Source organism: Capsulimonas corticalis, assembly GCF_003574315.2.
Taxonomy (GTDB): domain Bacteria; phylum Armatimonadota; class Armatimonadia; order Armatimonadales; family Capsulimonadaceae; genus Capsulimonas; species Capsulimonas corticalis.
This window is the reverse complement of record NZ_AP025739.1, coordinates 5,446,539-5,470,103: the sequence shown is the minus strand read 5'-3', so window position 1 is coordinate 5,470,103 and position 23,565 is coordinate 5,446,539. Positions and strand designations below refer to the sequence as shown.

Annotated in this window: 20 protein-coding genes and 1 pseudogene; 15 read left to right on the top strand and 6 right to left on the bottom strand. The window is 49.2% G+C overall.

Annotated elements, in window-relative coordinates; genetic code table 11:
- Positions 1 to 168: 168 nt before the first annotated feature.
- Complete coding sequence (locus tag D5261_RS23430) at positions 169 to 1,860, bottom strand: tetratricopeptide repeat protein (RefSeq protein ID WP_119324589.1); 1,692 nt, start codon at positions 1,858 to 1,860, stop codon at positions 169 to 171.
- Between the two features lie 328 nt (positions 1,861 to 2,188).
- Here D5261_RS23430 and D5261_RS23425 point away from each other — a divergent pair, with 328 nt between their 5' ends.
- Both D5261_RS23425 and D5261_RS23420 read left to right on the top strand, forming a co-directional pair.
- A complete protein-coding gene (locus D5261_RS23425) occupies positions 2,189 to 2,368 on the top strand; it encodes a hypothetical protein (RefSeq protein ID WP_119324590.1) in 180 nt (59 codons plus the stop codon).
- A 335-nt stretch (positions 2,369 to 2,703) separates the two neighbouring features.
- Entirely contained in the window at positions 2,704 to 3,819 is a 1,116-nt protein-coding gene (locus D5261_RS23420; RefSeq protein WP_125206320.1) for a pesticin C-terminus-like muramidase, read from the top strand.
- A gap of 5 nt (positions 3,820 to 3,824) precedes the next feature.
- Here D5261_RS23420 and D5261_RS23415 read toward each other — a convergent pair whose 3' ends face one another.
- Entirely contained in the window at positions 3,825 to 4,298 is a 474-nt protein-coding gene (locus tag D5261_RS23415) for a hypothetical protein (RefSeq protein WP_125206321.1), read from the bottom strand.
- 230 nt (positions 4,299 to 4,528) lie between these two features.
- Here D5261_RS23415 and D5261_RS23410 point away from each other — a divergent pair, with 230 nt between their 5' ends.
- The 3 genes from D5261_RS23410 to D5261_RS23400 all read left to right on the top strand — a co-directional run bounded on the left by D5261_RS23410 (position 4,529) and on the right by D5261_RS23400 (position 10,111).
- Entirely contained in the window at positions 4,529 to 5,689 is a 1,161-nt protein-coding gene (locus tag D5261_RS23410) for a Fic family protein (RefSeq protein ID WP_119324592.1), read from the top strand.
- A gap of 673 nt (positions 5,690 to 6,362) precedes the next feature.
- Positions 6,363 to 9,449 carry an Eco57I restriction-modification methylase domain-containing protein gene (locus tag D5261_RS23405; protein WP_119324593.1) on the top strand — a complete coding sequence of 1,029 codons (3,087 nt, stop codon included), beginning with the start codon at positions 6,363 to 6,365 and terminating at the stop codon, positions 9,447 to 9,449.
- Positions 9,446 to 10,111, top strand: coding sequence for a hypothetical protein (locus D5261_RS23400; protein WP_119324594.1), 666 nt, complete (start codon positions 9,446 to 9,448; stop codon positions 10,109 to 10,111). Before D5261_RS23405 ends, D5261_RS23400 begins: the two co-directional genes overlap by 4 nt.
- 363 nt (positions 10,112 to 10,474) lie before the next feature.
- Here the strand turns inward: D5261_RS23400 and D5261_RS23395 are convergent, their stop codons facing one another.
- The 3 genes and pseudogenes from D5261_RS23395 to D5261_RS23390 all read right to left on the bottom strand — a co-directional run bounded on the left by D5261_RS23395 (position 10,475) and on the right by D5261_RS23390 (position 16,018).
- A complete protein-coding gene (locus D5261_RS23395; protein ID WP_119324595.1) occupies positions 10,475 to 13,285 on the bottom strand; it encodes a class I SAM-dependent DNA methyltransferase in 2,811 nt (936 codons plus the stop codon).
- 116 nt (positions 13,286 to 13,401) lie between these two features.
- Positions 13,402 to 13,821: pseudogene (locus D5261_RS33645) on the bottom strand (transposase); the annotation flags it as partial.
- A gap of 904 nt (positions 13,822 to 14,725) precedes the next feature.
- Entirely contained in the window at positions 14,726 to 16,018 is a 1,293-nt protein-coding gene (locus tag D5261_RS23390) for a tyrosine-type recombinase/integrase (protein ID WP_119324597.1), read from the bottom strand.
- A 410-nt stretch (positions 16,019 to 16,428) separates the two neighbouring features.
- On the opposite strand from D5261_RS23390, the gene D5261_RS23385 reads away from it, so the two are divergent.
- Positions 16,429 to 17,181, top strand: coding sequence for a hypothetical protein (locus D5261_RS23385; RefSeq protein ID WP_119324598.1), 753 nt, complete (start codon positions 16,429 to 16,431; stop codon positions 17,179 to 17,181).
- Here the strand turns inward: D5261_RS23385 and D5261_RS23380 are convergent.
- A complete protein-coding gene (locus D5261_RS23380) occupies positions 17,178 to 17,561 on the bottom strand; it encodes a hypothetical protein (RefSeq protein ID WP_125206322.1) in 384 nt (127 codons plus the stop codon). The genes D5261_RS23385 and D5261_RS23380 overlap by 4 nt on opposite strands.
- A gap of 192 nt (positions 17,562 to 17,753) precedes the next feature.
- Here D5261_RS23380 and D5261_RS23375 point away from each other — a divergent pair, with 192 nt between their 5' ends.
- From D5261_RS23375 to D5261_RS23335, 9 genes are all read left to right on the top strand, one after another.
- The gene (locus D5261_RS23375) at positions 17,754 to 17,966 is read left to right on the top strand and encodes an AlpA family phage regulatory protein (protein WP_119324600.1); all 213 of its coding nucleotides are present in this window, start codon (positions 17,754 to 17,756) and stop codon (positions 17,964 to 17,966) included.
- Between the two features lie 370 nt (positions 17,967 to 18,336).
- Positions 18,337 to 18,597 carry a hypothetical protein gene (locus tag D5261_RS23370; RefSeq protein WP_119324601.1) on the top strand — a complete coding sequence of 87 codons (261 nt, stop codon included), beginning with the start codon at positions 18,337 to 18,339 and terminating at the stop codon, positions 18,595 to 18,597.
- Between the two features lie 68 nt (positions 18,598 to 18,665).
- Positions 18,666 to 19,661: an ArdC family protein gene (locus D5261_RS23365; RefSeq protein WP_119324602.1), complete on the top strand. Its 996-nt coding sequence runs from the start codon at positions 18,666 to 18,668 to the stop codon at positions 19,659 to 19,661.
- Positions 19,662 to 19,761: 100 nt separating this feature from the next.
- A complete protein-coding gene (locus tag D5261_RS23360) occupies positions 19,762 to 19,989 on the top strand; it encodes a hypothetical protein (protein WP_125206323.1) in 228 nt (75 codons plus the stop codon).
- A 283-nt stretch (positions 19,990 to 20,272) separates the two neighbouring features.
- The gene (locus D5261_RS23355; RefSeq protein ID WP_119324603.1) at positions 20,273 to 20,617 is read left to right on the top strand and encodes a plasmid mobilization protein; all 345 of its coding nucleotides are present in this window, start codon (positions 20,273 to 20,275) and stop codon (positions 20,615 to 20,617) included.
- A 3-nt stretch (positions 20,618 to 20,620) separates the two neighbouring features.
- A complete protein-coding gene (locus D5261_RS23350; protein ID WP_119324604.1) occupies positions 20,621 to 21,691 on the top strand; it encodes a relaxase/mobilization nuclease domain-containing protein in 1,071 nt (356 codons plus the stop codon).
- Positions 21,692 to 21,775: 84 nt separating this feature from the next.
- Complete coding sequence (locus D5261_RS23345) at positions 21,776 to 22,309, top strand: hypothetical protein (RefSeq protein ID WP_119324605.1); 534 nt, start codon at positions 21,776 to 21,778, stop codon at positions 22,307 to 22,309.
- A 39-nt stretch (positions 22,310 to 22,348) separates the two neighbouring features.
- The gene (locus D5261_RS23340) at positions 22,349 to 22,750 is read left to right on the top strand and encodes a hypothetical protein (RefSeq protein ID WP_125206324.1); all 402 of its coding nucleotides are present in this window, start codon (positions 22,349 to 22,351) and stop codon (positions 22,748 to 22,750) included.
- A gap of 67 nt (positions 22,751 to 22,817) precedes the next feature.
- Positions 22,818 to 23,564, top strand: coding sequence for a hypothetical protein (locus tag D5261_RS23335; RefSeq protein WP_125206325.1), 747 nt, complete (start codon positions 22,818 to 22,820; stop codon positions 23,562 to 23,564).
- Position 23,565 lies beyond the last annotated feature (1 nt).

Below are 23,565 nucleotides of genomic sequence, written 5' to 3'. Positions count from 1 at the left end.
TCTCAAACCCGTTTCTTGAGGGCGACAGATCAATATACCACGGGTTTTGAGGAATTTCACAAAACAGATAATCCTGCATTTTCGCAAAATGCCTTCATGCGTCGAACGCGCGTATGCCGCTAGAGGCAGTACCAGCAGCTTGAAGCGGGATGAATTCCGAGTGAGATATTAAAGATTGGGTTGCCCCGCGCGCGCCAAATTGACGCGTGGCTCATCGTATCCGGGCGAAAGCCTTGCGGCTTCCCGCCACTCGGCCAGCGCTGCCGGAATATTGCCGGATTGCGCATGAAGCACACCGAGGTCGTTGTGGGCCTCGGCGTTCGTGGGGTTGATCTTCAGGGTGGTATTGAAGCTTTCGACCGCTTTCGCATAGTCCCGCATCCGATAATAGGCTAGGGCAATATTGAGATGGGCTTTCTCGTCATTCGGCTTGATCTCCAGCACTTTTCGGTAACATTGCAGCGCGCCTGCGGTATCGCCGCGATCATAAAGCAATGTCCCGATGTTACCGTAGGATAGTGTGCTACGCGGATTGATTGCGACAGCGCGACTAAAGAGACGGTCGCTATCCTGCCAATAGCTCGTCTGAATTATGCTGAGGGGCATGAGGGCGATGATGCAAGCGAAGCTCACCACTTTCCACCGTGGATAGCGCGCTAGCACTCCGGCGATCAGAAGTCCTGCCCCCAACATCGGTAGGTAGGCGTATCGGTCTGCGACCGTCGAGAAGCGCTGGAACACAAACGGCATTAGGCCAAGCACAGGCAGCAGCCCGCCAATGAACACGCCGAAAGCGGCAGCGACGAGGCGATCAGAGGTTCTCGCGCTCCGCCAGCAAAGGCAGAACGCTAATGCTGCCAAGGCGACATAAACCCATGACGTGTGGTGCAGCACGTAGCTTGGGGAACGTCCATAGTCAATCGCCAGACCATACGGTGTGAGCAGTTTGGCGAGATAAAAGCCGATTGCATCAACGGCGATTGCCGGGCGTTGCCACCATGGCACGAGAATTTCCGCCGGAACTGGCTGCGCCTTGCATGTCACCAGAACCCAGGGGAGCGAAAGCATTAGCCAGGCACATAGCGGTCGTAATGTCAGCCAGATCGGACGTCTCACAACGCCGTAATCGAGCACCCAAGCGACGAATGGGAGCGCCACGGCTGTCGGCTTGCACAGCAATGCGCAGGTATAGAATAAGGCGACAACAGCGTATCGCTTCCTTGATCCAGGTGTTTTCGGCCCATCACGCATAGCGATCGCGTTTGCAAGATACGCCCAAAGCGCCAGAAGGGAAAATAAACTACACCACATGCCACGCATTTCGGAGATCCACGCAACCGCCTCTACTTGCAGAGGATGTATCCCGAACAACAGCGCACCCGCGAGGGCTGCGTAGTCTTTACCTGTCAGAAGTCTGAGAATTCGGAACACAACCCCTGTTGCGGCAATATGCAAAACAATGCTCGCACAGTGGAATACATGGGGATTGAGAGAGACGGGAACAGCCGACGCTGAAGAGATAAAATGGTCCGCTTTCGCTAGAAAGCCAATGAGCGCGTAAAAAGTATAGCTTAGCGGAATGTAGAGCTGCATATAAGGGGCGCGCCAGAAACATGCAATGTTCGAGCTGTTCAGCGGGCTAACATACGAATTGGCATATACGTTGATATCATCATCCCAACGGACAAAATCGAATCCACCTACACGGCCAAACACAGCAATAATCGTGAGCACGAGTACTGCAATGCATAATAATGGTTTCTGACCGGAAGATGCGTCTGAATTCTTAATCCAGTCTTTGGATTCGAAGAGAGATAATCTTGACGACAGATTTGTGTCTCGGAAACGTCGAGATAACATAAGAAAACGTGCTCCTGTTCCAATCAACTAGATTGTCGGCATCTCCAAACAAAAACTATAGGGGCCATAGAAGACGATTGAATCCTTATGCGCGTTTGAACTGTATGCTTATTAGCAAGAAAATCGACAGGTATTATTGTAGGTCGGCCTATAGGTGTATTGCCAGAACCGCATATCGAATTCTTGGTCGGTATTTAGTTTCTGCTTAATACTATAATAGCAATATAAAGTCGCAATCCACGATGGGAGTGAAGTACTGGCATGTTGAATAATAATCCCAGAGCGCCACGAATTGTCGCCAGAATGTTAGCTGGAAGAATGTGCCCACTTGCTGGCAACAGTAGAAGACGGTCTGTCAACGGCTGGCGGCGGCGGCGGTGGGACGACCGGCAGTACTACCTGCACAAGGACGGGGAGCACCACCGGCACGACGACCGGCGGCGTGACGACAGGGACCACCACAAGCAGCACCACGGGAACGACTGGGGGCGGGGTGGACGACCTCTAATCCGCTGGCGAAGTTCAATATTCAGGAAGTGGGCGGCACGATCGCCAGTGGCGATCAGGTATAATCAACGTGTTCTTGACATGGTTGAAGTCTCTGAACTAACGACCCATATAAATTGGCGAGTTGGAGAAAGTGACGGATCTCTCCTAATCAAAATTGGGCATCGTACCAAATCGTATAATACACGTTCATCATATTAGATTAGCTTGTATCTTCAAGGCTGCACGTCTGATGTCGGCGGCACCATATCCTGCAATCCTCATCTTTAAAGCTCGAAATGTTTGTTGTTTCTTTTCGTCTACTGAGCGTTTAGGGAAGTGAAAATAGAGATCATAGTGAAACAAAATTTTCGAACTATACTTGCGCTATCTGCGGTGCCGTGCACGCTGACAATGATACTTCCGACTATCGCAAAAGCGGATATTAAAGCTTCAGCGTCAAATAGTGTAAACTCTGAAACATTTTATCAGCTTGTTCATGATCTTGAGACTGCGCTGAAACGCGCGGCAACTCACACAGTTTCTGATCCTGGTCCATCAGACTCATATAAAGTGACAGTGTGCCCGCAGGGCGGTCTAAATATCACAGATTTTGCAAATGGGCAGAAAGCTTATCTGAAGTTCACGCACATCCTTAAGAATAACACCAAGATCAGCACATTCACAAATGATGCGTTTGCTGGTATTCCCAGAACCTTCGCTGTTGTTATTCAAATGCCTGGACCGTTTAAGGCAACTCGGTTATTGCCAACGCCCCATGAGATCGACGTTCCTTCGGGCCGCACGGGTTTTATGTTTGCAAACCAGACGGACGCTCAAACGACATTAAATTTATTGAACGCCATTCAGCAATGTAGTGTGGCAAACATCGATTGGAGTTTCATTAACAAACCCGGAATGGAGGGACTCTCTCCAGCAACCGGAAATGTGCCCAATGATGACAGTGGTGTAACCTTTGCCCATGGAGTTGATATTGGTACCCATTCAGATGTGGAAATTAAATCATGGCCTATGTCAGATGAGTTAAAGGCAAAAATATTGCCCTATACAAACCGTAAAGGACAAGCAGCACGTGATTATTTAAGGATTCATCCTGGAACACTTATGTATCCTGTAGATGCAATTGAATTGGATAAGGCAGCGCATCAAGTATATGAGAAAAAGCTTATTAGCTTGTACGATCGTGATACCTCCGGTGCAAGTTTTGTTGAGCTTCCCAGAGAGGCGCAAACGGTTATTATGTCCACATATTATAATTTAGGAACGCAAATCGCCAGTTATAGCTATTGGAAGACCTACTTGACTCAACAGGATTGGTCCGGTGCAGTCCATGAACTCAATAATTGGTTCCATGACCCTAAAAAAGCAGTAGGGAATCCTAGAGATGTTGCACGCCATAAGGAAGAAGCCCGCTTTTTATCAGGGCTTGGGAAGACAGATATTGTTCCATAGTTGCGCTAATAAGGAAAAATCTGTATTGGTTTTCGACTGCGGCGTTGAAGTCTATATGTTCTGTGACCACCTACTCCTAAGCCTTCGCCTCTCATGAACTGATCGTCTACGCTATTGGTGGCTGATGGGCTTGCTCCTGTTGCCGTCACGGTAAAGATATAGCCTTCTTTTGTTTGGCAAAAACTGCCGTGACCTTTATTTTCCCAGCCATCACTGTCAAAATCAAACTCAAGTGTGCGGCTAATGCGGCCTTTTCCAGCTGAATGAATGGTTGTAATGCGCGATTTATCTTGCATGATATGAGGATAGGGCGTACTTGGCTCAATCATCCATTCGATATACAAATCGTCTCCTTCATGATGAACGCTTACTTCAACGGTAGCGTTGGGCGGGAGCTTGTTTACATTGCTGTAATATCCAGCCAAATCCTCAGTTTCAGCATTTACCATGCCCTGGCTGAAGATAAGAAGAGTCAGCATGAGACACGCCGACGATATACAACGCACGATCAATCCCATTGAATAATATTAAGGCAATATCTTCCTGGTAGCAATGTAGCTTATGGTTAGGTCCAAGCGATCAGTTGTAGGTCGAGACTACATTATCACCCGCTCGTCGCCAAGATCATAATCTGCTGTGAGCGATAGAAAATATTGCTATCGCTCATTTTGTGTGGTAATATGAGCGATAGAATAGGGACTTATCGCTCATGAAATGGAATTGGCAACTGCCAGACTGGCCGAATTTTACCTGGGACGCCGCACGTCTGCGCACGGCAGAACAAGCTTTTCTGCTTGGCAGTGGCATGTTAAGCGGCACGATCAAGCATCTAAGTGCTGATGATCAAGAACTTCTGGCAGTCGAGGCGATGAGCACTGAAGCCCTAACAACCTCAGAAATCGAAGGGGAAATCCTTGACCGCGCCAGTGTTCAGTCCTCCATCCGAAGGCATCTTGGGCTTGCAACCGACAATCGGCGCATAGGCCCAAAGGAGCACGGGATCGCCGAAGTGATGGTGGATCTTTATCAGACCGCCAAAATGCCCTTATCCGATGGTATGCTGTTCAAGTGGCATCGCCTGGTTATGAGCGGTATCTACTTTGTGAGAAATCCCGGCGCTTATCGCGTAGATACCGAAGCGATGCAAATCGTGTTCGGCAATCTTGGCGATCCGCGCGTGCTTTTTGAAGCGCCGCCGTCTGTTCAGGTTCCCGCAGAAATGTCCCGCTTCATTGACTGGTTCAACAGCACTGCCCCAGACGGAGCAGAGCCTTTACCCGCTTTGACGCGGGCGGGCATTGCGCATCTTTACTTTGAAAGCATTCACCCGTTCGAGGATGGCAATGGGCGTATTGGTCGGGCCATCGCTGAGAAAGCCTTGGCGCAAGGATTAGGACAGCCTGCGCTTACAGCGCTTGCCGCCACAATCCTTAGTCAGCGCAAGAAATATTATACCGCCTTGGAAGTCGCCAGCACCCACAACGAAATCACCGACTGGCTGCTATGGTTCGCCGGTATGGCTATTGAGGCGCAGCGGCGCACACTTGCGCAAGTCGAATTTCTGATCGACAAGGCCAAATTATTTGACCGTCTTCGTGGTCAGCTCAACTCACGCCAAGAAAAGGCGCTGCTACGCATGTTTCAAGAAGGCCCCGGCGGTTTTGCAGGCGGTATGAGCGCGGGAAAATATGCTGCGATCACCGGGGCATCACCCGCGACGACAACCCGCGATCTCGTTGACTTGGTAAGCAAAGGTGCGTTGCGCCGCGATGGCGAACATAAGCATGCCCGGTATCAGCTTACGATTCCGCTGCGGTCAGCAAAGACAATCACAATTAATTCTCAGGGGGAATTGATAGAACAGGAATAGACTTTGGAGGACTACTTCATTAAAAGTGATGTGCTGCTTTTCCATCGGAAAGCAGCCGATTTACTCCAAATATTGCCGCGCCGCCGCTCATAGTTAGGATCGAGTGATGGGGTGCTTTTCATAGCTGCCCGCTGTCTCTATTATACCTTAGTTCCCACGGGTGGGCAGCTTCGCAAATACATCTCGCGCCCCGAACGCCAAGCCGGAAACAGGCAGGCAGAAATCACCGTAGACTGATGCTGCGTCCCTCTGCTTCTCGCCTCGCTCCAGATTGTACCTCCACACATTTACTAAGCTGACCGACCAAGACCACTCAAACCACAGAAGTGAGACTGGCCCGCAGACCTTCACCATGATCGTAGTCAACCGCCAAGTTGCCGCACATTTGACATCGACAGCAAGGTGAGATCGGGACTGGTGACTCAACTATGGGCAAGGATTGCGTACGAAGTAGTCGTCAATACAACCAGTCGAACGCGTTGTAAGGTAAAATTCAGAAAGCGGCTCACTCTTGCTGTCGGCTCAGAGAGCAATGCTAGAAGTAGCGCTTACACCTTGCCCACGACTGTTGTTAGTAACATGTGTATTTTCATCATTATAGGCTCCCGATCATTGGAACAAATGCGAAGGGTGGCAAAAGGGCCCGCAGCGGCTTTGGCGGGCGGAGGTGGCGATGTCTGAATCAGCCACTCCGATAGCTGACTCTATTACAAGCTCTATATCTAGTGGATCAATTTACCTTGCGACCGCTAGAGAAATTGAGGAATATCCTGAGCTGCTACCATATGCGCATTATCTTCGGCAAGCATGGACAGAACTTGACCTAACTGGGATTCTTTGCGTCGATGGTCGGCCTAAGGTATACGTGTGCGAGAAGGTGCAATTCACTTCCAAACAAATCGCTGAATTACAGCGATTTGTTTGGAACCAAGGTATTGTTCCGTTACTCATAGTGGGCGCTGCAAATCGTGTCGAGGTCCACAGCACAATTAAAATACCGGTAAAGGATCAGCACTTCGGTAATCTTTTCAGCGAAACTGCATCGACTGCGATACCATATTTAGACAACATTGCAGACGCGCTACAAATGGCCCGTTTTGTGCGGTCTGTCGAAACTGGTCAGTTCTTCCATGACTATGCTAATTTCTTTCCCCCTGATGAAACCGTAGACCGATGCCTGCTAAGAAATCTTGTGTCAACAGCCCGTAGACTAAAAGCGACTGGCTGGACATTGTCCCAGGCTCATGCGTTGCTGGGTCGTGTCTTGTTTGTTTCATTCCTTCATGCGCGCAATTTTATTACGAGTGATTTCTTTCCTGTAGGCACGGCAAGTTTACTAGATATCCTTAGTCAGCCAACTTCAGACGACACCAAACGTCTTCTCTACGGCAATTTTTTCGCTCGGCTGAAACAAGAGTTTAATGGGACAATGTTCGACTCTGCCCTTGACGAAGAGGAAGGTCGAATACGAAAAGAGAATTTTGATGCGGTAGCTCACTTTTTAGGGCACCACGATGCAGAATCTGGTCAGCTTGAAATTGGATTTTGGGCTTATGATTTTCGGTACATCCCAGTCGAAATCATAAGCGCCATATATGATGAATTCATGAAAGAGGCAGACATGTCGCGTAAGCGGGCAGAGGGTGCGTATTATACGCCAAGGTTGCTTGCTGAAACCACCCTGCATATCGCACTTGAAGGACGATACAATGACGCGTTTGGCTGGCGTATTCTTGATCCCGCTTGCGGTTCTGGTATTTTCCTGGTAGCCATGTTTAATTTGCTCGCGGAACAATGGCGGAGAGCCAACATCAATTCCTCACTTGAGGCTAAGGCACAAGCCCTTCTCGGCATTTTACAAAATCAGATACGCGGCATTGATGTAAATCCTGAAGCATGTCGAATTACAGCGTTCAGCTTATATCTTGCACTGTTTGAAAAACTACACCCAACCGACGTAGAAAATTTCAAAAGGAATATAAGCAGCGGCCCATTCTTGCCAGCGCTTCACTGGAGTCAGTCCAATCAGATCGAATACCCCGTCGTTATTGAAGGTGACTTCATTAAAGACGACTTACCTATCAAATGCGATTTTGATCTTATAATTGGCAATCCTCCATGGGAAAGCCGTGGGCGAGAACAAATTGCCTTAACCTTCACCACTCAGAGCACTAAGTTCATGAATGAAACCGGCGTCGGTTGTTTTTTACTTCCAACGCCGATTCTCGTCAGCCGCACAGGTACTCTTGACGCGAATTGGTTTCGTACTGTTTCGGTTGAAAAGATCGTACAGCTTGCGGATTTTCGACGATTTTTATTCGAAGCAACCCATTCATGCTTTATTCTTCGATTCTCAGCGATTCAACCGAAATTAGAGCAGATAATAGCCTATGAAACTCCTAAGATAAATCGATTCGATCGACGGCAAGGCATAATAATTGTTGAACCCGACGACCAAAAAGCGATTACGTTGAGACAGGTGCTCGAAGCGGCGCGAAACAATCGCTTACAGTCACTCTGGAGCCGGAAGTTTTGGGGAACGCCACGCGACGAAGGATTCCTTCGTAGATTGGACTTGTATCCACAACTGTCCGATGTAGTCTCTGAACGAAGTTGGAGTGACGGTGGAGTTGGGTTTATGCCATTTTACCCAGGTATATCTAAAGGCCGTCCCGTTCCTCTGGAGCCGTGGAAACTAACGGATAAATACCTAGAGAATGACAATCAGTTTCCACAATTACTTGTTGAAGGGAATGACCTAATCTCCCTGGAAGAAGGACTCCGAAATTCAATCTATAAACGAAATGGAAAACACATTCCAGCATCGCTAAGCGACTTGCGGCGACGATCAGCTGACTATATGTTCGAGCCTCCAATGGTCATCTTCAGCCAAGGATTCACTAAGTTCGCGTTCTCTGCCCATCGAACATTGTTTCAGAATTCGCTTCGTTCCATTAATGGTCCCAAAGAAGATGCCGATCTGTTATGTTTCTTGACCGCAGTTCTAAGCTCTCGCCTAATCCAATATTATGCATTCCACTCCAGTTCGAGCAATAGTATAGGAAGAGCCCAGGTCCATGTTTACGAAATCCTGGCCATCCCATTTCCGCTACCGCATCATGATCTCGCGCCGGACAATGCGAAGACTATCATTGAGGATGTGGTTAGCATCTTCAAGCGGCTTGGAGAAAACGGACTACGTGGCACCGAGCGCAACAATGCTGTTCGAGTGGCTCGGAAGGATATTAACATTCTTGTTGGGAAATACTATTCGATTTCGGATGCGGAAGAGATGCTTATTGATGATACACTGGAGCTAAGCAGGCCAAGCATTCATCAGTCAAATCTAGATGCAGATATTCCGACCCTAGCAATGCCAAGCAGCAAGGATCGCAAAGTATATGCCGATACCCTTTGTCTCGCGCTGAATCGTATGTCTCGAAAGCAAGGCATTCAGGCTAGCGCACGCGGGATGGTTTCAGAAAGACTAAACTTGATGATGGTTACATTGGTGTTCGGAAATGGGCATAGTCCGTACCAGGAAATAAGCGGAGACGAGGCGCTGTGGGATAATTTGTCACGCATTGACAAGACGGCGCGCCGTAGGAACGGCTCCTTTAGTTACCTAAGGGGTTTCAGTTATTTTGAAGCCGATCGGTTGCATACGCTTAAGCCAGCAACTATGCGGAATTGGTCTAGGACAGCGGCGTTGAATGACGCCGACGCCATTTTTGAACAACTAATTGGGAAGAGTGCATGAGCGGCAGAATATTCGATGGCCAACTCGCTCCGGAATTCAATCCATTTGCGGATAACTACTTGTCGGATATTGTCTCTGCAATAGCTACCGCATGGTATCAACTGAAACATCCAAATGAAGAGGATATAGAGATTCGAATCACTAACCGGTTGGTTGGTCGTCTCGTAAATTCTCAAGATTTTGCAAATCTGCCGTTTATTATTGATCCACAGTGTCAAATCGTTGATATAGACGGTGAAATAATCGGAATCATCGACATCCGTTTCATATTACGCAATTCTGGGCGAGAGTACTTTGCCTTGGAAGCTAAGCGTGTACACATAACGAATTCGAAGGGACAGTTGAAACGATCCTATTCCTCCTACGTCGGGAAAGGCGGTATGATGGATTTTGTGAATGGAAAGTATTCGGCCGGTCTGCCTGCATGTGGTATGTTAGGCTATGTAATGGATGGCAATTTAGATATTGCTTGGACAGGGATTTCGAAATCCATACAGCGCAATTGCATTAGGCTAAAGCTAGACAGTACTTCTAAGCTCGTTAAGTCACAACTTTGTGTATATCACGGGAATGACAATACTCGTCTAGGTGAAACGTTCCATGATTTGAGTACTCACTCAGTCCGAATGATGCATCTACTGCTTCCACGGTCAACTGCATAGCCTACGAATGTCAAGGTGTTTTGACATGGGTGGCCAAAAGATAGGATTATGTCGCGTAGAATCGTTTCTACGTTGCAGATAAGGTGGGTAATGCATAAGACTATCATCGTCGGCATCCAACAAAAAGCCTCCTTACAGAAACCAATTTCTGTAAGGAAGTTTGCGTAGGAACCCAAGCCTGACCAAATACCACAAATTCCAATTTCAACCCCCGCTACTCGGATGTTTCCTTTTCTGTACCCGCTGGCGGGCGACTGAGCTAACACACCACACGCGCTGCTCAGCAAAGCGAGACTCCCACCGGCTTAGCGTCTAACCAACTATACTCTTATACATTTAGAGCTTGTTTCAGAACAATCTTACTTACGGCTGAGGTAAATCTGGGGTATGAGCTCGCGCGTGGTTGAGCGAGAGGAGACGTTGCAGCAATTCTTCATCCGATAGGTTGATTGGCCATCCATAGGCGGCAAGCACAGATGCGTCGAGAGTTGCATGAAGCGCGATAAGCCATGCAGGGCGAGAATTGTAGAGATCAGTGAGTGTCCGTTTCTTCAAATCGGTTGGGGTAGCGCCTGGAGGATTAAGCCATGCATTTCGCTTGAAGTCCAGGGAACGGGCGCAATTGGCAATGGCATCAATTCGCGTGTCGGGAGTAGGTTCAAGCCCAGGTGCCCAGGGAAATGGAAAAGTACCGAATGTTCGCGAGGAAGAGTAGCTTGGATCATTACCAGCTCCCATCCAAGAGCAATGGGCCAGAGACCAGACCTCGTGAACACGCGAATGCAGTACTCCAAAAAAATAGTCATCATCCCGAGCACAAACATGTAATTTATGGTCCGGAATCCAAGTCGTATCCATCCATACGAAGAGACGATACTTAGCGACCTCAGGAGTGACAATGCATCGAGCTTTGCCAGCAAGTGCCGCACGTAAGGCGGGGCGTGAGCGGCCATGCAGCCACCAATTCTTCCTCATGTGTATGTCGCTATTCTCATTGCGCAACGGCTTCACATGCATTCGAACGTACTCAAATGGAAGCTCGTATTGTAAAGCGTCCTGCTCTGAGCAATTGTTGAAATCGATGATCCAGCGTCTGCGAATTCGTCCAGTGATATCTTTGCCAGCAAGCCTGGGTTTCACCACATCTGAGTTTGGTCTACCATTGACGTTTACCGGTGCCGATAGCATTATCTGAGCTGTGCGAGCATCAATATCAAATGGTCCACTTTTCATCATTCCAAGAAACATGAGATTATCATTTTCAGGCAATACGATGGCTTTGGTAACATCGGGGCGGCTCGACAAATCAGCGTTAATAGACGGCACAGTCTGTCCGTTCAGCGTTCGGGTAAGTTCGGCCCCATCGTCAAACCCAACTATGGATACCCGAACGGCTGCCCCATCGAGTACCCAGGGACGATCATCCCAGGCCATAAAGATGCTTCCCGACTGTTGTATGTGATCAAGAACTGCTCGGTTAGCTCCAGTGCGAATGGAATTGGTAGAGAGCAGGCCCGCTCGTTTGATCTTTCCATCCTGAATGAGCTGGCGGGTGCGCTCAAACCAGTAGGTAACCAGATCTGCTCCCCCAGGTATTCGACCCTTATACAGTTTGCGCAAATCGGCTACGTAGGACGAGCCTAATTCGCTCAACATCTTTTTGTCACCCAGGAATGGAGGATTGCCGATGACGATATCAGCGCTAGGCCACTCGGGCTCTAACACTTTTCCGCTTGCGTCGTACGAGAGAACTGCATCATATTCAAGTATAGTATCCAGCGGTCGCAAGATAGGTTCACTGGGTTGACCAAACCCAGCATCCCTTAGCCACTGAATATAGCCAATCCACACAGTAATGGGTGCCAATTCATGTGCATATTCATTCACTTCAAGTCCGTGCATCTGTTCCGGGCCGACCGCAGGAAAAAAACCACCAGCATCATTGGAAATGGCGAAGATTATAACATCTTTTTCTAAATCCAATAACGCTCGAAGGGCAACATATAGGAAATTTCCACTACCGCACGCCGGGTCAAGAACTCGTACCGCCACGAGTACATCCTGAAATCGCTTCAGGAGAGCCGAAAGGTCCTGGCTGGCCTTGCGCTTGCTGGCCAATGTTTTAACCTTTTCGCGACGGTTGACTATCGCCTGCGCCTGTTGTTGCACTAGTTCCCACTGTCGACGGAGTGGGGCCATGAGGACAGGCTCCACAATAAGCAGAATATCATCACGACTTGTATAATGAGCTCCGAGTTGAGATCGCTTCTGTGGATCGAGACTACGCTCAAACAGTGTGCCAAAAATGGATGGTTCGATGCTGGACCAATCTAGTTCGGCGCATTCTACAAGGATCGAGAGATCATTCCTTGTCAACGGAAGAGTTTGTGCGTCATTGAATAGCCCACCATTAAAATGCTTTATGTCATCGGCTCCAAATGATCCACCGCTTGCCATAGCGGCAAATAGTAATCCGAGGCGCTGACCGAACTCCGCAGGGCGGATTTTGGTTTTCTCAATGATAGAAGTAAAGAGCTTTGGGGGCAGCAGGCCTGCATCTTCTGCAAACAAACAGAATAAGACCCGAATGAGAAAGCGAGAAACTGGATGAGGGTCGAAGCCAGCTTCGATTAAGTTCCGGGCCAGTTGGCCAAAGTTGTTAGCTGCGTCTTGGGTAAGTGCTACGGTAGTTTGGTTGGGGCGCAGTCTATTGGGATCTTCAAATAGGGCGCGTAGAACGTCTAGGGGCGGCATTGCACAGGTTGCCGTGGGAATGCCAGCTCCAAGATCAACCAAATCGAAGGCAAACACACTCTTTACGGTTCCTGTAAAATTAGTGTGGACCTCAAACCGATTCAGGTCACATACGACGAGGAGGGGTGGATTTTCCAAATCCTCTCGGTATTTCAAGAGTTGTTGGTAGGCCTCAGCCAGGTTCTTTTTCTTTCCTTTATATTCCCAGGCAAATAAACCACGTTTCCAAACATCGGCAAATCCTGATCCTCCACCGGTTTTGATCGTTCCTTTCTCAAAGGAATAATCATGACCTGTTGCGTCCGATGTAGGTTCCGATTTCTCAAGAACGCGGCAGAGATCAATAAAATGCGACTGGGCAGCAGATTTTTCGGTTAACTGAGACTTTTGCCACTTCGCGATGAACTCAACGAGAATCAATGGTTAAACCTGCTTAAAATATGAATATGTATATAATACCTAACTTTAGTGCGTATTAGTGCAGGGCTTGATAATGTAATATCTCTTCTATAAATTGTTGGAGCATCCTTGAGTTTTTATGCGTTCGTAAAGGTCAGATAAGCTTTGTCGGTCTGCCATTCATCGCTAATCTCCATCAGCAAGGCCGAGACGAGTCGTAATTACGACGCCTCGTTTGGGAAAATGCTCGCCACTCGCGTGTGCCGCTTCAATTCTTTGTTCGCCCACTCCACGCCGTTGGTCGTGCGGATCAATCGTCGGCAAGCGGTGGGAAAGGCAATCACAGGCAACCCTTCAAGCAGGTTCTGCGCCATACAATCGGCGCGTTTGGGAACGCTCTTCTAGTATTTTGAAGCAACCCGCTTCAGCAAAATTTCTGCTTCACTATGAACCTGGGCGTTGAAAATGACGTGATTTTCCGCTGCAACAGGAGCCTTGAGTTCATGTTTGGTGACGTAGCTGGTGGCATTCTGCTGAAGATGGAACTGGCAGAGTTGCTATGGATTGTCTTTGTAACCGTTGGCGCAGCCCGTTCGGTCTCCGGTTCATTCGTGCGGGCAGGGCCAAGAAACTTCTGCCGCTCCAATTGCACGGCGCTATTGAGAAGGCTATCCTCAATAGAGCATGGATCGTTGACATAGTTAGCCTTATTTGCTGCGATTACAGCTTTCTATGTTTGCGAACGTTTAAAATAGTATTATATATCTCCATTAAGGAATCGAACCCAAATAGTGAGGCCGTGATAGGGGTAGCTTTGGGGGTATCGATAAATATCGTATTTGAAAATTCTAGCATTTCTGTCGCAAATCTGGTGTAATTCAATCCCTGCCCGGGCCTTCAAAAGTATTTGTAGAATGTATTCGCAATCTTGTTTATGAGAATAGTATCACTAGAGCAAATAATTTCATAAGTGTAACTGCTATGCCTTCCATTTAATGGGGTTGGCCTTCATATACTCCCATACTATTGCCGATAAAACAGTTCCTGGCGTAGAAAGTGGGGTTACTTTTGGGTATTGACGAACGAGCTGATAGGAAGATGGCGTATTTGGATTTTTTTTACGCCATCTTTCATATCCTACGACCGAGAATGTAGCTTTGCAGGCATACACATCCTTTATAAAAAATTCAATCGCAGTTCTATAATCCGCTCGGTTATATTTTTTATACCCAGGGAGACTTTTAAGTGCCATCTGGCCTATATATATTGTCAATACAAACTTGTCAAACAAACAATTCAGTTGGCGTTTAAACGATATTAGTAACATAATTATTTAATATGACCCAACTGACGGCAATTCCTGTTCTCTGTGTTTTTCCATAAATTGCGTACTTCATCAGCGTGTAAAGTGGGACATGTAGCCGAAATCCACCAGACAACAGCCGCTTACGTTGCTCGGCGTTAAGCTAAACGTGCTGTGCCAACCCTTAGGCGAGATTTTACACCATTAGTCATCTCGTTCGCCCGTTGGCGTTCGGGTGATAAATTGGCGACTTTCTTCTTTCTTGGTTCTATAATTTTTGCGCGCATTTCATCAAGATGATCGCCCCACCATTGCATCATTTTTACGCGCTCGGCCAAATATTCCGCACGGTTATAAGCTGATCGTACTTCGTCCTCATCTTCATGGGCTAGTTGTCGTTCGACTACATCACGGTTAAAGCCATTTTCGTTCAAAATGGTTGAAGCAAGGCTGCGAAAACCATGGCCAGTCATCAGGCCGTGATAGCCCATGCGATCCAACGCCATCAAAATTACCCCATTACTCAAATGTTTTGACTTGCTGGCCGCACTAAAAAATATGTGCGATTTATCGCCAGTCAGATCACGCAGTGCAGTCAAGGTAGCGATAGATTGATCGCATAGCGGCACGACATGCGGGCGTTTCATTTTCATGCGTTCTTTAGGGATATCCCATTGCCGCTTTTCCCAATCGACCTCATCCCATCTGGCTGCAATCAGCTCACTGGTACGGACAAATGTTAGAGCCATCAAATGCATGGCATGAACAGTGATCTTTTCGCCCTTGTAGGCCGCCATAGCCTGCAAAAGCTCTGTCATGTCGCGAGGATGAATGCAGGCATGATGTTTTTTCTTAGGGCGTGGCAGAACGTCTTGAAGATCCGCCGCAGGATTAGTCGAGCAAAGGCCACGCTGAACGCCGTAACGAAAAATTTGTTTGAGTAGCTGTCCCATGCGCTTGGCCGTTTCAATCGTTCCAGCGGCACCGATTGCTTCAATTACCCTCACAATCATTGGGGCGGTTATTTCTGGTATGGATAGATTGCCAATCCTTGGGAACACGTGATCTTGCATCCGTTTTAGGCATTGTTGCCGATATTTTTTGCTTTCGGCGCGGTGCTTGGTTTTGAGCCAGTCGCGCGCAAATGACGCAAAGTTGTCGTCGGCGGCAGCGATCTGCCGTTGCTTCTCCGCCCGTCTTTCGCGCCCTGGATGCTTGCCGCTTTTGAGAATTTCTCGCACTTCGTCGCACCGCTTGCGCGCCTCGGCAAGTGAGACAGCAGGGTATTTACCCAAAGACAGAATATCCGGTTTGCCCGCAAACACATAGCGCCATCGCCAATGCTTGCCGCCAGCAGGCGAGACTTCAATACTAAGATTGCCGCCGTCCGGCACCCTATAGGGCTTGGACTTCGGTTTTAGGTTTTTGAGAGCTAATTCTGTAAGTGCCATGGCGCAAATCCCAATGACAAATTAGCATAATTCTATACCTATTTCTATACCTATTTGTACCGGCTTTACCAACACTGTGTCGCACTAAGAAGGATGCATTTTATAAATAAGTTATTGTTTTAATTATAATTATTGGATGACTTCGGATCATCTCAAATAGGTAAATGGCGGAGACGGAGGATTTCTAACAGTAAGCATTTGTGCTTGGAAATCAGCCGTTTCGTAATTGAGATTTCATAATTATATACTCGCTTTTATACGCTCATGTTCTGGCTGTTTTCGCACCTACAAATTTAAAATAGTTTATGCCTGTCGAATCAATTTAAAGTTGTGCTACACCATCTCCCGTTATGATTCGATCAATTGCATTGAGTAGAGTTGAGTTTTTAGTTGCCGAGAAGTTTCCAGATTTGCGCGAGCTATTGCGAAACGCACACTGGATTGGCAAATCAGACGAGTTGCGCACGATGGAAAAGCAAGCCGCCGCCTATCACGCGGAGTTGACGGCGCTATCACCAGAGATGTTAGAACGGATCTACGCCGATCTGCGGAACAGCAAGCATCAGCCACTACAATCGCCAAGCCATCGCGCCTCGCGCCGCACCAAAACGAGGAGCGGGAATGCGCTTGCTGATTACGCATTCTGGGCCAAAATGGCGCTGTGGACTGTCACCGAGGCCGTTGCTCTTTCGCTCGGAAGCACCGTCGATATTGACGCGATTTCACCGTCGCCTTTCTTTGAAGCCGCACTGCTCAGCAGCGTGGCTTTTGTGCGATTAAAAGAACTCGTAACGCGGGCAATACAAACTGGCGTCATCGCGCGGGCTGGCAAAGGTATTGTGCCAGAAAGCTATATCGCTTGGGCGCGAAGCCATGCTGTGGATTTCCCAGCGGAATTGGCAAACCTTGTTCATCAGCGTGGGGCAGGGGAGCGTGATCGCATGGCGGCGGAAAAGCCGATAGTCCCCAGAGAACGCGATACATTTCTCAAGCTGATCGGCGGCATGGCTGCCGGCGGCTATGGCTACGATCCGCAAGCCAGCAGATCATCTATCGTCAAAGAAATACATGACGACCTCGCCCGGCAGGGGATTGCGCTGGACCTTGACACAATCCGCAATAAGCTGAAAGAGGCCAGCCGTCTTACGGCAGATGCACTCTAGTCCACTTGTTCAGAACCGTTATCCCATTTACCGGTAAACCACTTTGTCAGATTTTTAGGATCTTCCCATAAATGTGTTGCCTGCTGACTATAAATCGTCATTCGCTCTAGAAAATCAATATCGTTCGAACGGATTAAAAAGGTGTAAAGCTTGTTAACGACTTCTTTCATCCATTCACGCATTTCATCATCCGTGATACGCGAAACGTTGTTCCATGGGATCTCACCATATGGCGTGACGACATGCACATCAGAATAATCGCCCGTTTTGGACTGTGGTTCGATTCCACTATGGATATGCTCAATGCACGTGTTTCGCACACACAGCAAAGCCATTCCAATTGCCTGTAGCTTTGTTATTTCATCTTCTTGATAATTCATAAGATCCCACATCACTTCGTATAATTTCTATTCTACAATTAAGTTCCTTTTTGCGCACCTCGAAAATGATGTGGCCGCGCTCATCATGTAATGGATTCAAGTAAACCGAATTCGGTCGCCGCTAACCGTATTCGGCCACGGCGCTAGCCAAGCCTGATAGCGTTTCTCCGTCAACCCAACGGAGGAACCTTTATGTTAGTTAATCTTAAAGGTGAGCGCATTTTGCGCTTGCGCGAAACCCTGCTGCGCACCGGCCTCAGCCGTTCCACTCTCTACGAACTAATCCGCAAGAACGAATTTCCGTCTTCTGTCAGCATTGGCGCGCGCGCCGTGGGATGGATGGACAGCGAGATTAGCGCCTGGATTTCGGCGCGTGCGGCAACCCGTCGCCCCCCGCGAGGTTAAGCTCATGCGTTTGCCAATCCCTTTTGTATCGTGGTCGCGTCGCTCTGTACTGACTAGCCTGCGCCGCTGTCATTCTGCACGTCCAGCACTGCGCATGGTGGTCCTCTTACCTTCCTGTTGCTGCTTTCGAATTAACTCCCGGCGGGTTGGGCAGAAGCCAAGGATCAAGTCTCACCGCTTTGCCCGGCTGTCCTCATTGCCGCCGTGATTGTGAAATCTACCTTGGTCGCCCCCCTCAATACGTCAAGCGCCTGCCCGCACCACTTCCGCTGCGCGGAACCGTGTTGGCGCATTGACGCCGGGGGGCGCGCAAGGTCGAGGCGATTTCACAGGCGGGCAATGAAGCCAGCCTAACCAAAGGAGACAAATCATGACAACCGAAACCCAAACCGCCGAAGTCAAATCCGAAGCCGTCAAACGCTACAAAATCGGGCGCACGCAAGCCACGATCTGGGTCAATCAAATTGACGGCGGCGTAGATCACGCCGTCAGCATCGAGCAGCGCTACCGTGATACTGCCGGTGTATGGCAGTCATCGAATAATTATCGCTTAGCGGAATTACTGGGGCTGCGCGAAATTACCGATTGCGCCATCGCAGAACTGATGAAGCTTCAGACACCCAATAGCTAGCTCCAACGGGGGCGGCGCGCGCCGCCCTCATCTTTCCTCCTTCAACATATTTAGCTTACGGATCTTCCATGCCCACTCTCCATCCTCGCAATGCCGCGACGCAACGCCCAAAAGAAACAATCAGCCGTGCCGACGTTTATACGCGCATAACCGATCAAATCATCAAAGCCATTGAAGCAGGCGCACAAACTTGCACGATGCCCTGGCACGCACCGGATATCGCTTTGGCTATCCCGCGCAACGCCATGACGCAGAAAGCTTATCGAGGCGTGAACATCGTCGCCTTGCTTGCCGAAGCGCAGGCGCATCACTATCCCGAAGCAAAATGGGCGACCTACAGACAATGGAGCGATCTCGGCTATCAGGTGAACAAAGGCGAAAAAAGCGCCTGTGCGGTGTTCTGGAAACCTCTGGACATTGATGCTACAGGGAAGTCAGAAAGCGATCATGTCACTGAGGATGCCGACACGCCACAAAGCCGCTGGGTGGCGCGCGCCTTCGCGTTATTCAATATCGCCCAAACAGCGAACTATGAGCCGCCCGTAACACAACCGCCACGCCCCGGCCATGAACGCATCGCCGAGATCGAGCATTTCATCAAGGCGCTTGGCCCGGATATCCGTCATGGTGGCAACCGCGCCTTTTACCGTCCGGCAACGGATCATATCCAGATGCCGCCTTTTAACTGCTTTGTCGATCCGTTCTCTTACTACTCCACATTGACGCATGAAGTGACGCACTGGACCGGCCATACCTCGCGGCTGAACCGTGAACTAAAAACACGCTTTGGCACGGAAAGCTACGCCGCCGAGGAGCTGATCGCCGAGCTGGGTTCGGCCTTCCTTTGCGCGGATTTGGGCCTCAGTTCAGAATCAAGGCCAGAGAATGCGGCTTACATTGATAATTGGCTAACAGTCCTCAAGCGCGATACGCGCGCAATTTTCGCCGCTGCGAGTTACGCCCAACGCGCTGTCGATTTTATGCATGATCTGCGTGGTGCCGCGCCGCAGCCAGAGGTTACAGCCGTCGTCTCACGTTCTATCCAGCAATCTTTGTGCTTATAAGCGTCGAAAAATGAACGAATATTGCGTATTCGTCTTAGTCCCTCAAATCACTCAACTTATGGGTGTATTTTCTCCTTTATTTCGGCTATGAGAGCTAACCATGGAAACAGATAGTTATACTGATACAGACCAAGACTGGGAAGAAACAGTCATTAATGCCTTCAAATTTGCCCGTGAGCATATCATGGCGCTGCCACCCAGATTTCGCCCCCGCGCGCTCGCGATGCTTGATGCAAGCTTTCAAGACGAAATACAAACCTCCGCGAACAACGGATGGCAGCGGCGACGCTATCGCCCCACCACGCGGCGTTACCTAAAGCAAAGTTAGCCGCTACATCCTCGTGCCAGAAACGCGCCGCAAATCACCGTCGGCACGTTTCTGCGTATTTCGGCTTGCTTCAATTGATCTTCAATTCCCGCCCCTAGTATCTTCACAGTACGACACACCGCCGTTGGATGGCCCAAGCCTTTGAATGGCTACCCGTTCAACTGCATCGGTTTGTCGATTTTAGAAAGACCGGCAAGTAATGCCGTGTTAAACACGGCACCGGCTTCGCCTTTACTTGTGAAGGGAGGGCTCCGCCCTCCCGTTCAATCCCTCCCGGAGGAAAATGAAAACAGAACCAAAACGCACACGCTTTGTCGGCGTGAGATTTACACCGGAAGAATTTGCCCAGCTGGAAACGCTGGCCCAAGCCGCCCAAGTGGAGTTGTCCGCTTACATCCGTCACGTCCTGGTGAAAGCCAAAGCGCCACAGCGGGCACGTAACAAATCGCCCAACATAGCTGCGCTCGGCCAGGCGTTGGTGGCTCTCAACCGGATCGGCACAAACATCAATCAGATCGCGCACCAAGCGAATATCGCCGGTAACGCTGACGTTTATCGTCAAGCACAGGACGACCGCAAGATGCTGATAACCGCCGCGCAAGCGGTGATCGCCGCGATGGAAAATTAAAGCATGATTATAAAGGCAAACTGCCTCAAAAACGGCAAGAAGCTCGCGGTGTATTTATTGACGGAAAACGACCGTCAGCAGATAATCGTGTTGGGTATTCGTGGCAGCCTAATGGAGGATTTGCAATCCACTTTGAATGCCTGGGAAAAAGAAGCTCTTGCTATCACTAAAGGCGAAAAGCCGCTTTATAATGTGAAAATCCGCTTGGCGCCTGGCGAAACGCTACGAAACGAACAGTGGCTGCAAACCCTTGAAGTCATGGAAAGCAAATTGCACCTTAGCAACCAACCGCGTGCGATCGTTGCCCATTACTTAGATGGTGAGCCGCATCTGCACGTGGTCTATTCCCGGCTCGACCGCGACCAAGGCAAGCTGCTCAAAATGAGCCATGACCGGCGGCAACTTCACGCGACTGCCCGGCAGATGGAACGAGAATTTGGCCTACGTGAATTAGATAGCGCACCGAAACGCATGCGTAATGGCAATCAAAAAACGCGCTCTGTTGAATATAAGATGGCAAAGGAAAGTGGCATCAGCCGAAGCGCGCTTTGCGATATGGTCAAAACAGCATGGGAGGCTAGCACGACCGGACGCCAGTTTGAGGCGTTGCTCGCACCATACGGGATGCATTTGACGCCTGGCGAACGCCGTGATTTCAATCTATGGCATGCGGGAAAGCGTTATGATCCCGTGCGGTTGCTGGAAGAAGTGCGCACGGCGGAGTTCCGCGTTAAAATGCGACGCGACCCGCCAATTTGTCAGCCCTCTCCGTTGACGCCCGAAAATATCTGTAACCAACAGGAGCCAGTTCGAGTACGGGCTAAGCATCTTACGCATCAGGCGTATGCCGCTGAACTGACCGGACAAACAATCCCGGCCACGCAGCAAGCGCCTGCGCCGCAACTTGTGCCGCGCCGAGCGAAAAATCTGACCGCAACGGACGCCAATCGTTTAATCACCGCGCCGCCTGAGACGCAACCGGCTATATCCTGGGAAGAATATGTCGCGCAACGCGCTGAACAACGTGAGACAAGAAGCCCTGAACATTATGAAACGCTCAGCCTTGATCTTTAGGTTTAAGAATGAAGGCATTGCGCTGAAAAAGCCGCAACTTGCTTCAGCTCTAGAATAAATTCATTTGAGGTAAACTGATGCATAATGAGCGCATATACAAATATCTGGCAAGAATTTAATCGCCAAGTGGTGGATGTCAATGAACAGGTTGTGCAGCAGCGGGCATCTGGTGCTGATGCCAACACCGTCCAAAAAGTCACGGACCAATTTTTAATCGACTGGAGCTTAAAACTGACGGACGAACGCGAACGGCTTATTGAAGCCGCGCAGCAAGAAATTGACATGAATGAACCGCGCAGTGCGAATTCAAATACTATTTTCGCAGAGCGTGAGCGCGCCGCTAAGGTCAATACCGCGCAAGTGGAAGCAGCGGTTGAAATTAAGCAAGCCATCTTAGATTTACGCGGCAGCTTGATTGCAGCGGTTCAAGATATTTCAAAAGGGCGCACGCCAAACCTTGCTTTGGAACCTATGCCACCAGCTCAATCCGAAAAAGCGTTATTAAGCGGTCAAACTGTTAAACCCGAATCCTGGGAGGAGTTGATCTCAAGAAAGCAGCGCGAGATGCCCGCGACGCCCGTGCCAGAACACAATCAGGCGCAAGAATTTGAACGATAATTTTTGCAAATTGATCTAAATTGTATTAGAATGTCGTCTATGACCTTTTCTCAAGCCTTACCATCATTCGCCGAACTCACTGCCGATTTGCCGCCAGCGCCAAAGCCGAGTAGTGACGCCTTTATTGCAGCGCGCCGCGATTGGCTTCGGCATATTGAACAAGAATGCGCTAGGCTGACGCAAGAATATGAAGCGGGCAATATTTTCGTGAAGTTTAATTTCGGCCAAATCTATGCGGCGGCAGATGTTGAACTGGCTCAAAAATACAATATTGATTATGTAGGTCTTTGCCTTATCCTGAATGAGAAATATGAGCGTAGCCCCTTTGGAGATGAAAAGGTAGCGCAGCGCAAAAAGTGGTTTGACCGCCATTATATTACGGAAACGCGATTTAAATATGAACTTGGGGCTTTGTTGCGCACCATCTCCGCTATCAAATAAGAGCGGGACCTAATTATTTTTTATTTCCCGTAGTAGCGGGAAAGTTTGCCGGGGTGAGGAAACTTCCTTGGATGCTATGACTGCGCGCTATTACGGAGAGCTTGCGCAATATTTTAAATCTGTTGAATCCCAAGATAGGGTGACAGAACGGGAGATTGACGAATTTGCCGTCGCCTATTGGGGAGAAGCTGTCCGAGAACTCGATACCAAACGTGAAGGCGCTTTGGAGGCCATTGGCAGCCTGATCCCGAATACTGAATTAAAATCTGCCGCAGAGACCAAGATTAATCAGTATTTCGATGAGCGGCGCGCGGTTTTTGAAAATCACTTTGAGGCTGCTGTGGATGCGTTTCGCCAAGACTACACCCGTGATCATCCCGCGACGCCAAATAACGATCCTAAAGAGCGCTTATCAGGGAGTGTAGACCGTTATGCGTTTAAGCCGTTCCACTCAGAACCGCGCGTTGAATTCTTGCGTGACGACGAACGGCGCGCCGAAGCACGCGTTAATCCTGAAATGATCGTCGCTAACGTGACGCGGCCCAACGAATTTCAAAATGGCCGTGTCATTGAACATACACCTCCCATCACGCCCGCGCAAACGGCGGGACAACCCCCACCGCTGGAACCAAAACCAGGCTTTCGCCCGCCGCTTGACTTTATTCAGCGGCATGGCGGCCAAGATGCCGCCGTGCCACGCCAACATGAAAGCTGGGAAGAACTCTGTGCGCGCAAAATGCAGGAAAGCCAAGCCCAGCCGCCAGAACATGAACAGGAGAAGGTGCGCGAGCTTGGCCGTTCTTTGGAGCGATAAC

Excerpts from the sequence above, each read along its gene's own strand:
- D5261_RS23430 (WP_119324589.1), bottom strand. The coding sequence starts at position 1,860 with ATGTTATCTCGACGTTTCCGAGACACAAATCTGTCGTCAAGATTATCT.
- D5261_RS23415 (WP_125206321.1), bottom strand. The coding sequence starts at position 4,298 with ATGCTGACTCTTCTTATCTTCAGCCAGGGCATGGTAAATGCTGAAACT.
- D5261_RS23410 (WP_119324592.1), top strand. The coding sequence starts at position 4,529 with ATGAAATGGAATTGGCAACTGCCAGACTGGCCGAATTTTACCTGGGAC.
- D5261_RS23405 (WP_119324593.1), top strand. The coding sequence starts at position 6,363 with ATGTCTGAATCAGCCACTCCGATAGCTGACTCTATTACAAGCTCTATA.
- D5261_RS23400 (WP_119324594.1), top strand. The coding sequence starts at position 9,446 with ATGAGCGGCAGAATATTCGATGGCCAACTCGCTCCGGAATTCAATCCA.
- D5261_RS23390 (WP_119324597.1), bottom strand. The coding sequence starts at position 16,018 with ATGGCACTTACAGAATTAGCTCTCAAAAACCTAAAACCGAAGTCCAAG.
- D5261_RS23380 (WP_125206322.1), bottom strand. The coding sequence starts at position 17,561 with ATGAATTATCAAGAAGATGAAATAACAAAGCTACAGGCAATTGGAATG.
- D5261_RS23375 (WP_119324600.1), top strand. The coding sequence starts at position 17,754 with ATGTTAGTTAATCTTAAAGGTGAGCGCATTTTGCGCTTGCGCGAAACC.
- D5261_RS23370 (WP_119324601.1), top strand. The coding sequence starts at position 18,337 with ATGACAACCGAAACCCAAACCGCCGAAGTCAAATCCGAAGCCGTCAAA.
- D5261_RS23365 (WP_119324602.1), top strand. The coding sequence starts at position 18,666 with ATGCCCACTCTCCATCCTCGCAATGCCGCGACGCAACGCCCAAAAGAA.
- D5261_RS23360 (WP_125206323.1), top strand. The coding sequence starts at position 19,762 with ATGGAAACAGATAGTTATACTGATACAGACCAAGACTGGGAAGAAACA.
- D5261_RS23355 (WP_119324603.1), top strand. The coding sequence starts at position 20,273 with ATGAAAACAGAACCAAAACGCACACGCTTTGTCGGCGTGAGATTTACA.
- D5261_RS23350 (WP_119324604.1), top strand. The coding sequence starts at position 20,621 with ATGATTATAAAGGCAAACTGCCTCAAAAACGGCAAGAAGCTCGCGGTG.
- D5261_RS23345 (WP_119324605.1), top strand. The coding sequence starts at position 21,776 with ATGAGCGCATATACAAATATCTGGCAAGAATTTAATCGCCAAGTGGTG.
- D5261_RS23340 (WP_125206324.1), top strand. The coding sequence starts at position 22,349 with ATGACCTTTTCTCAAGCCTTACCATCATTCGCCGAACTCACTGCCGAT.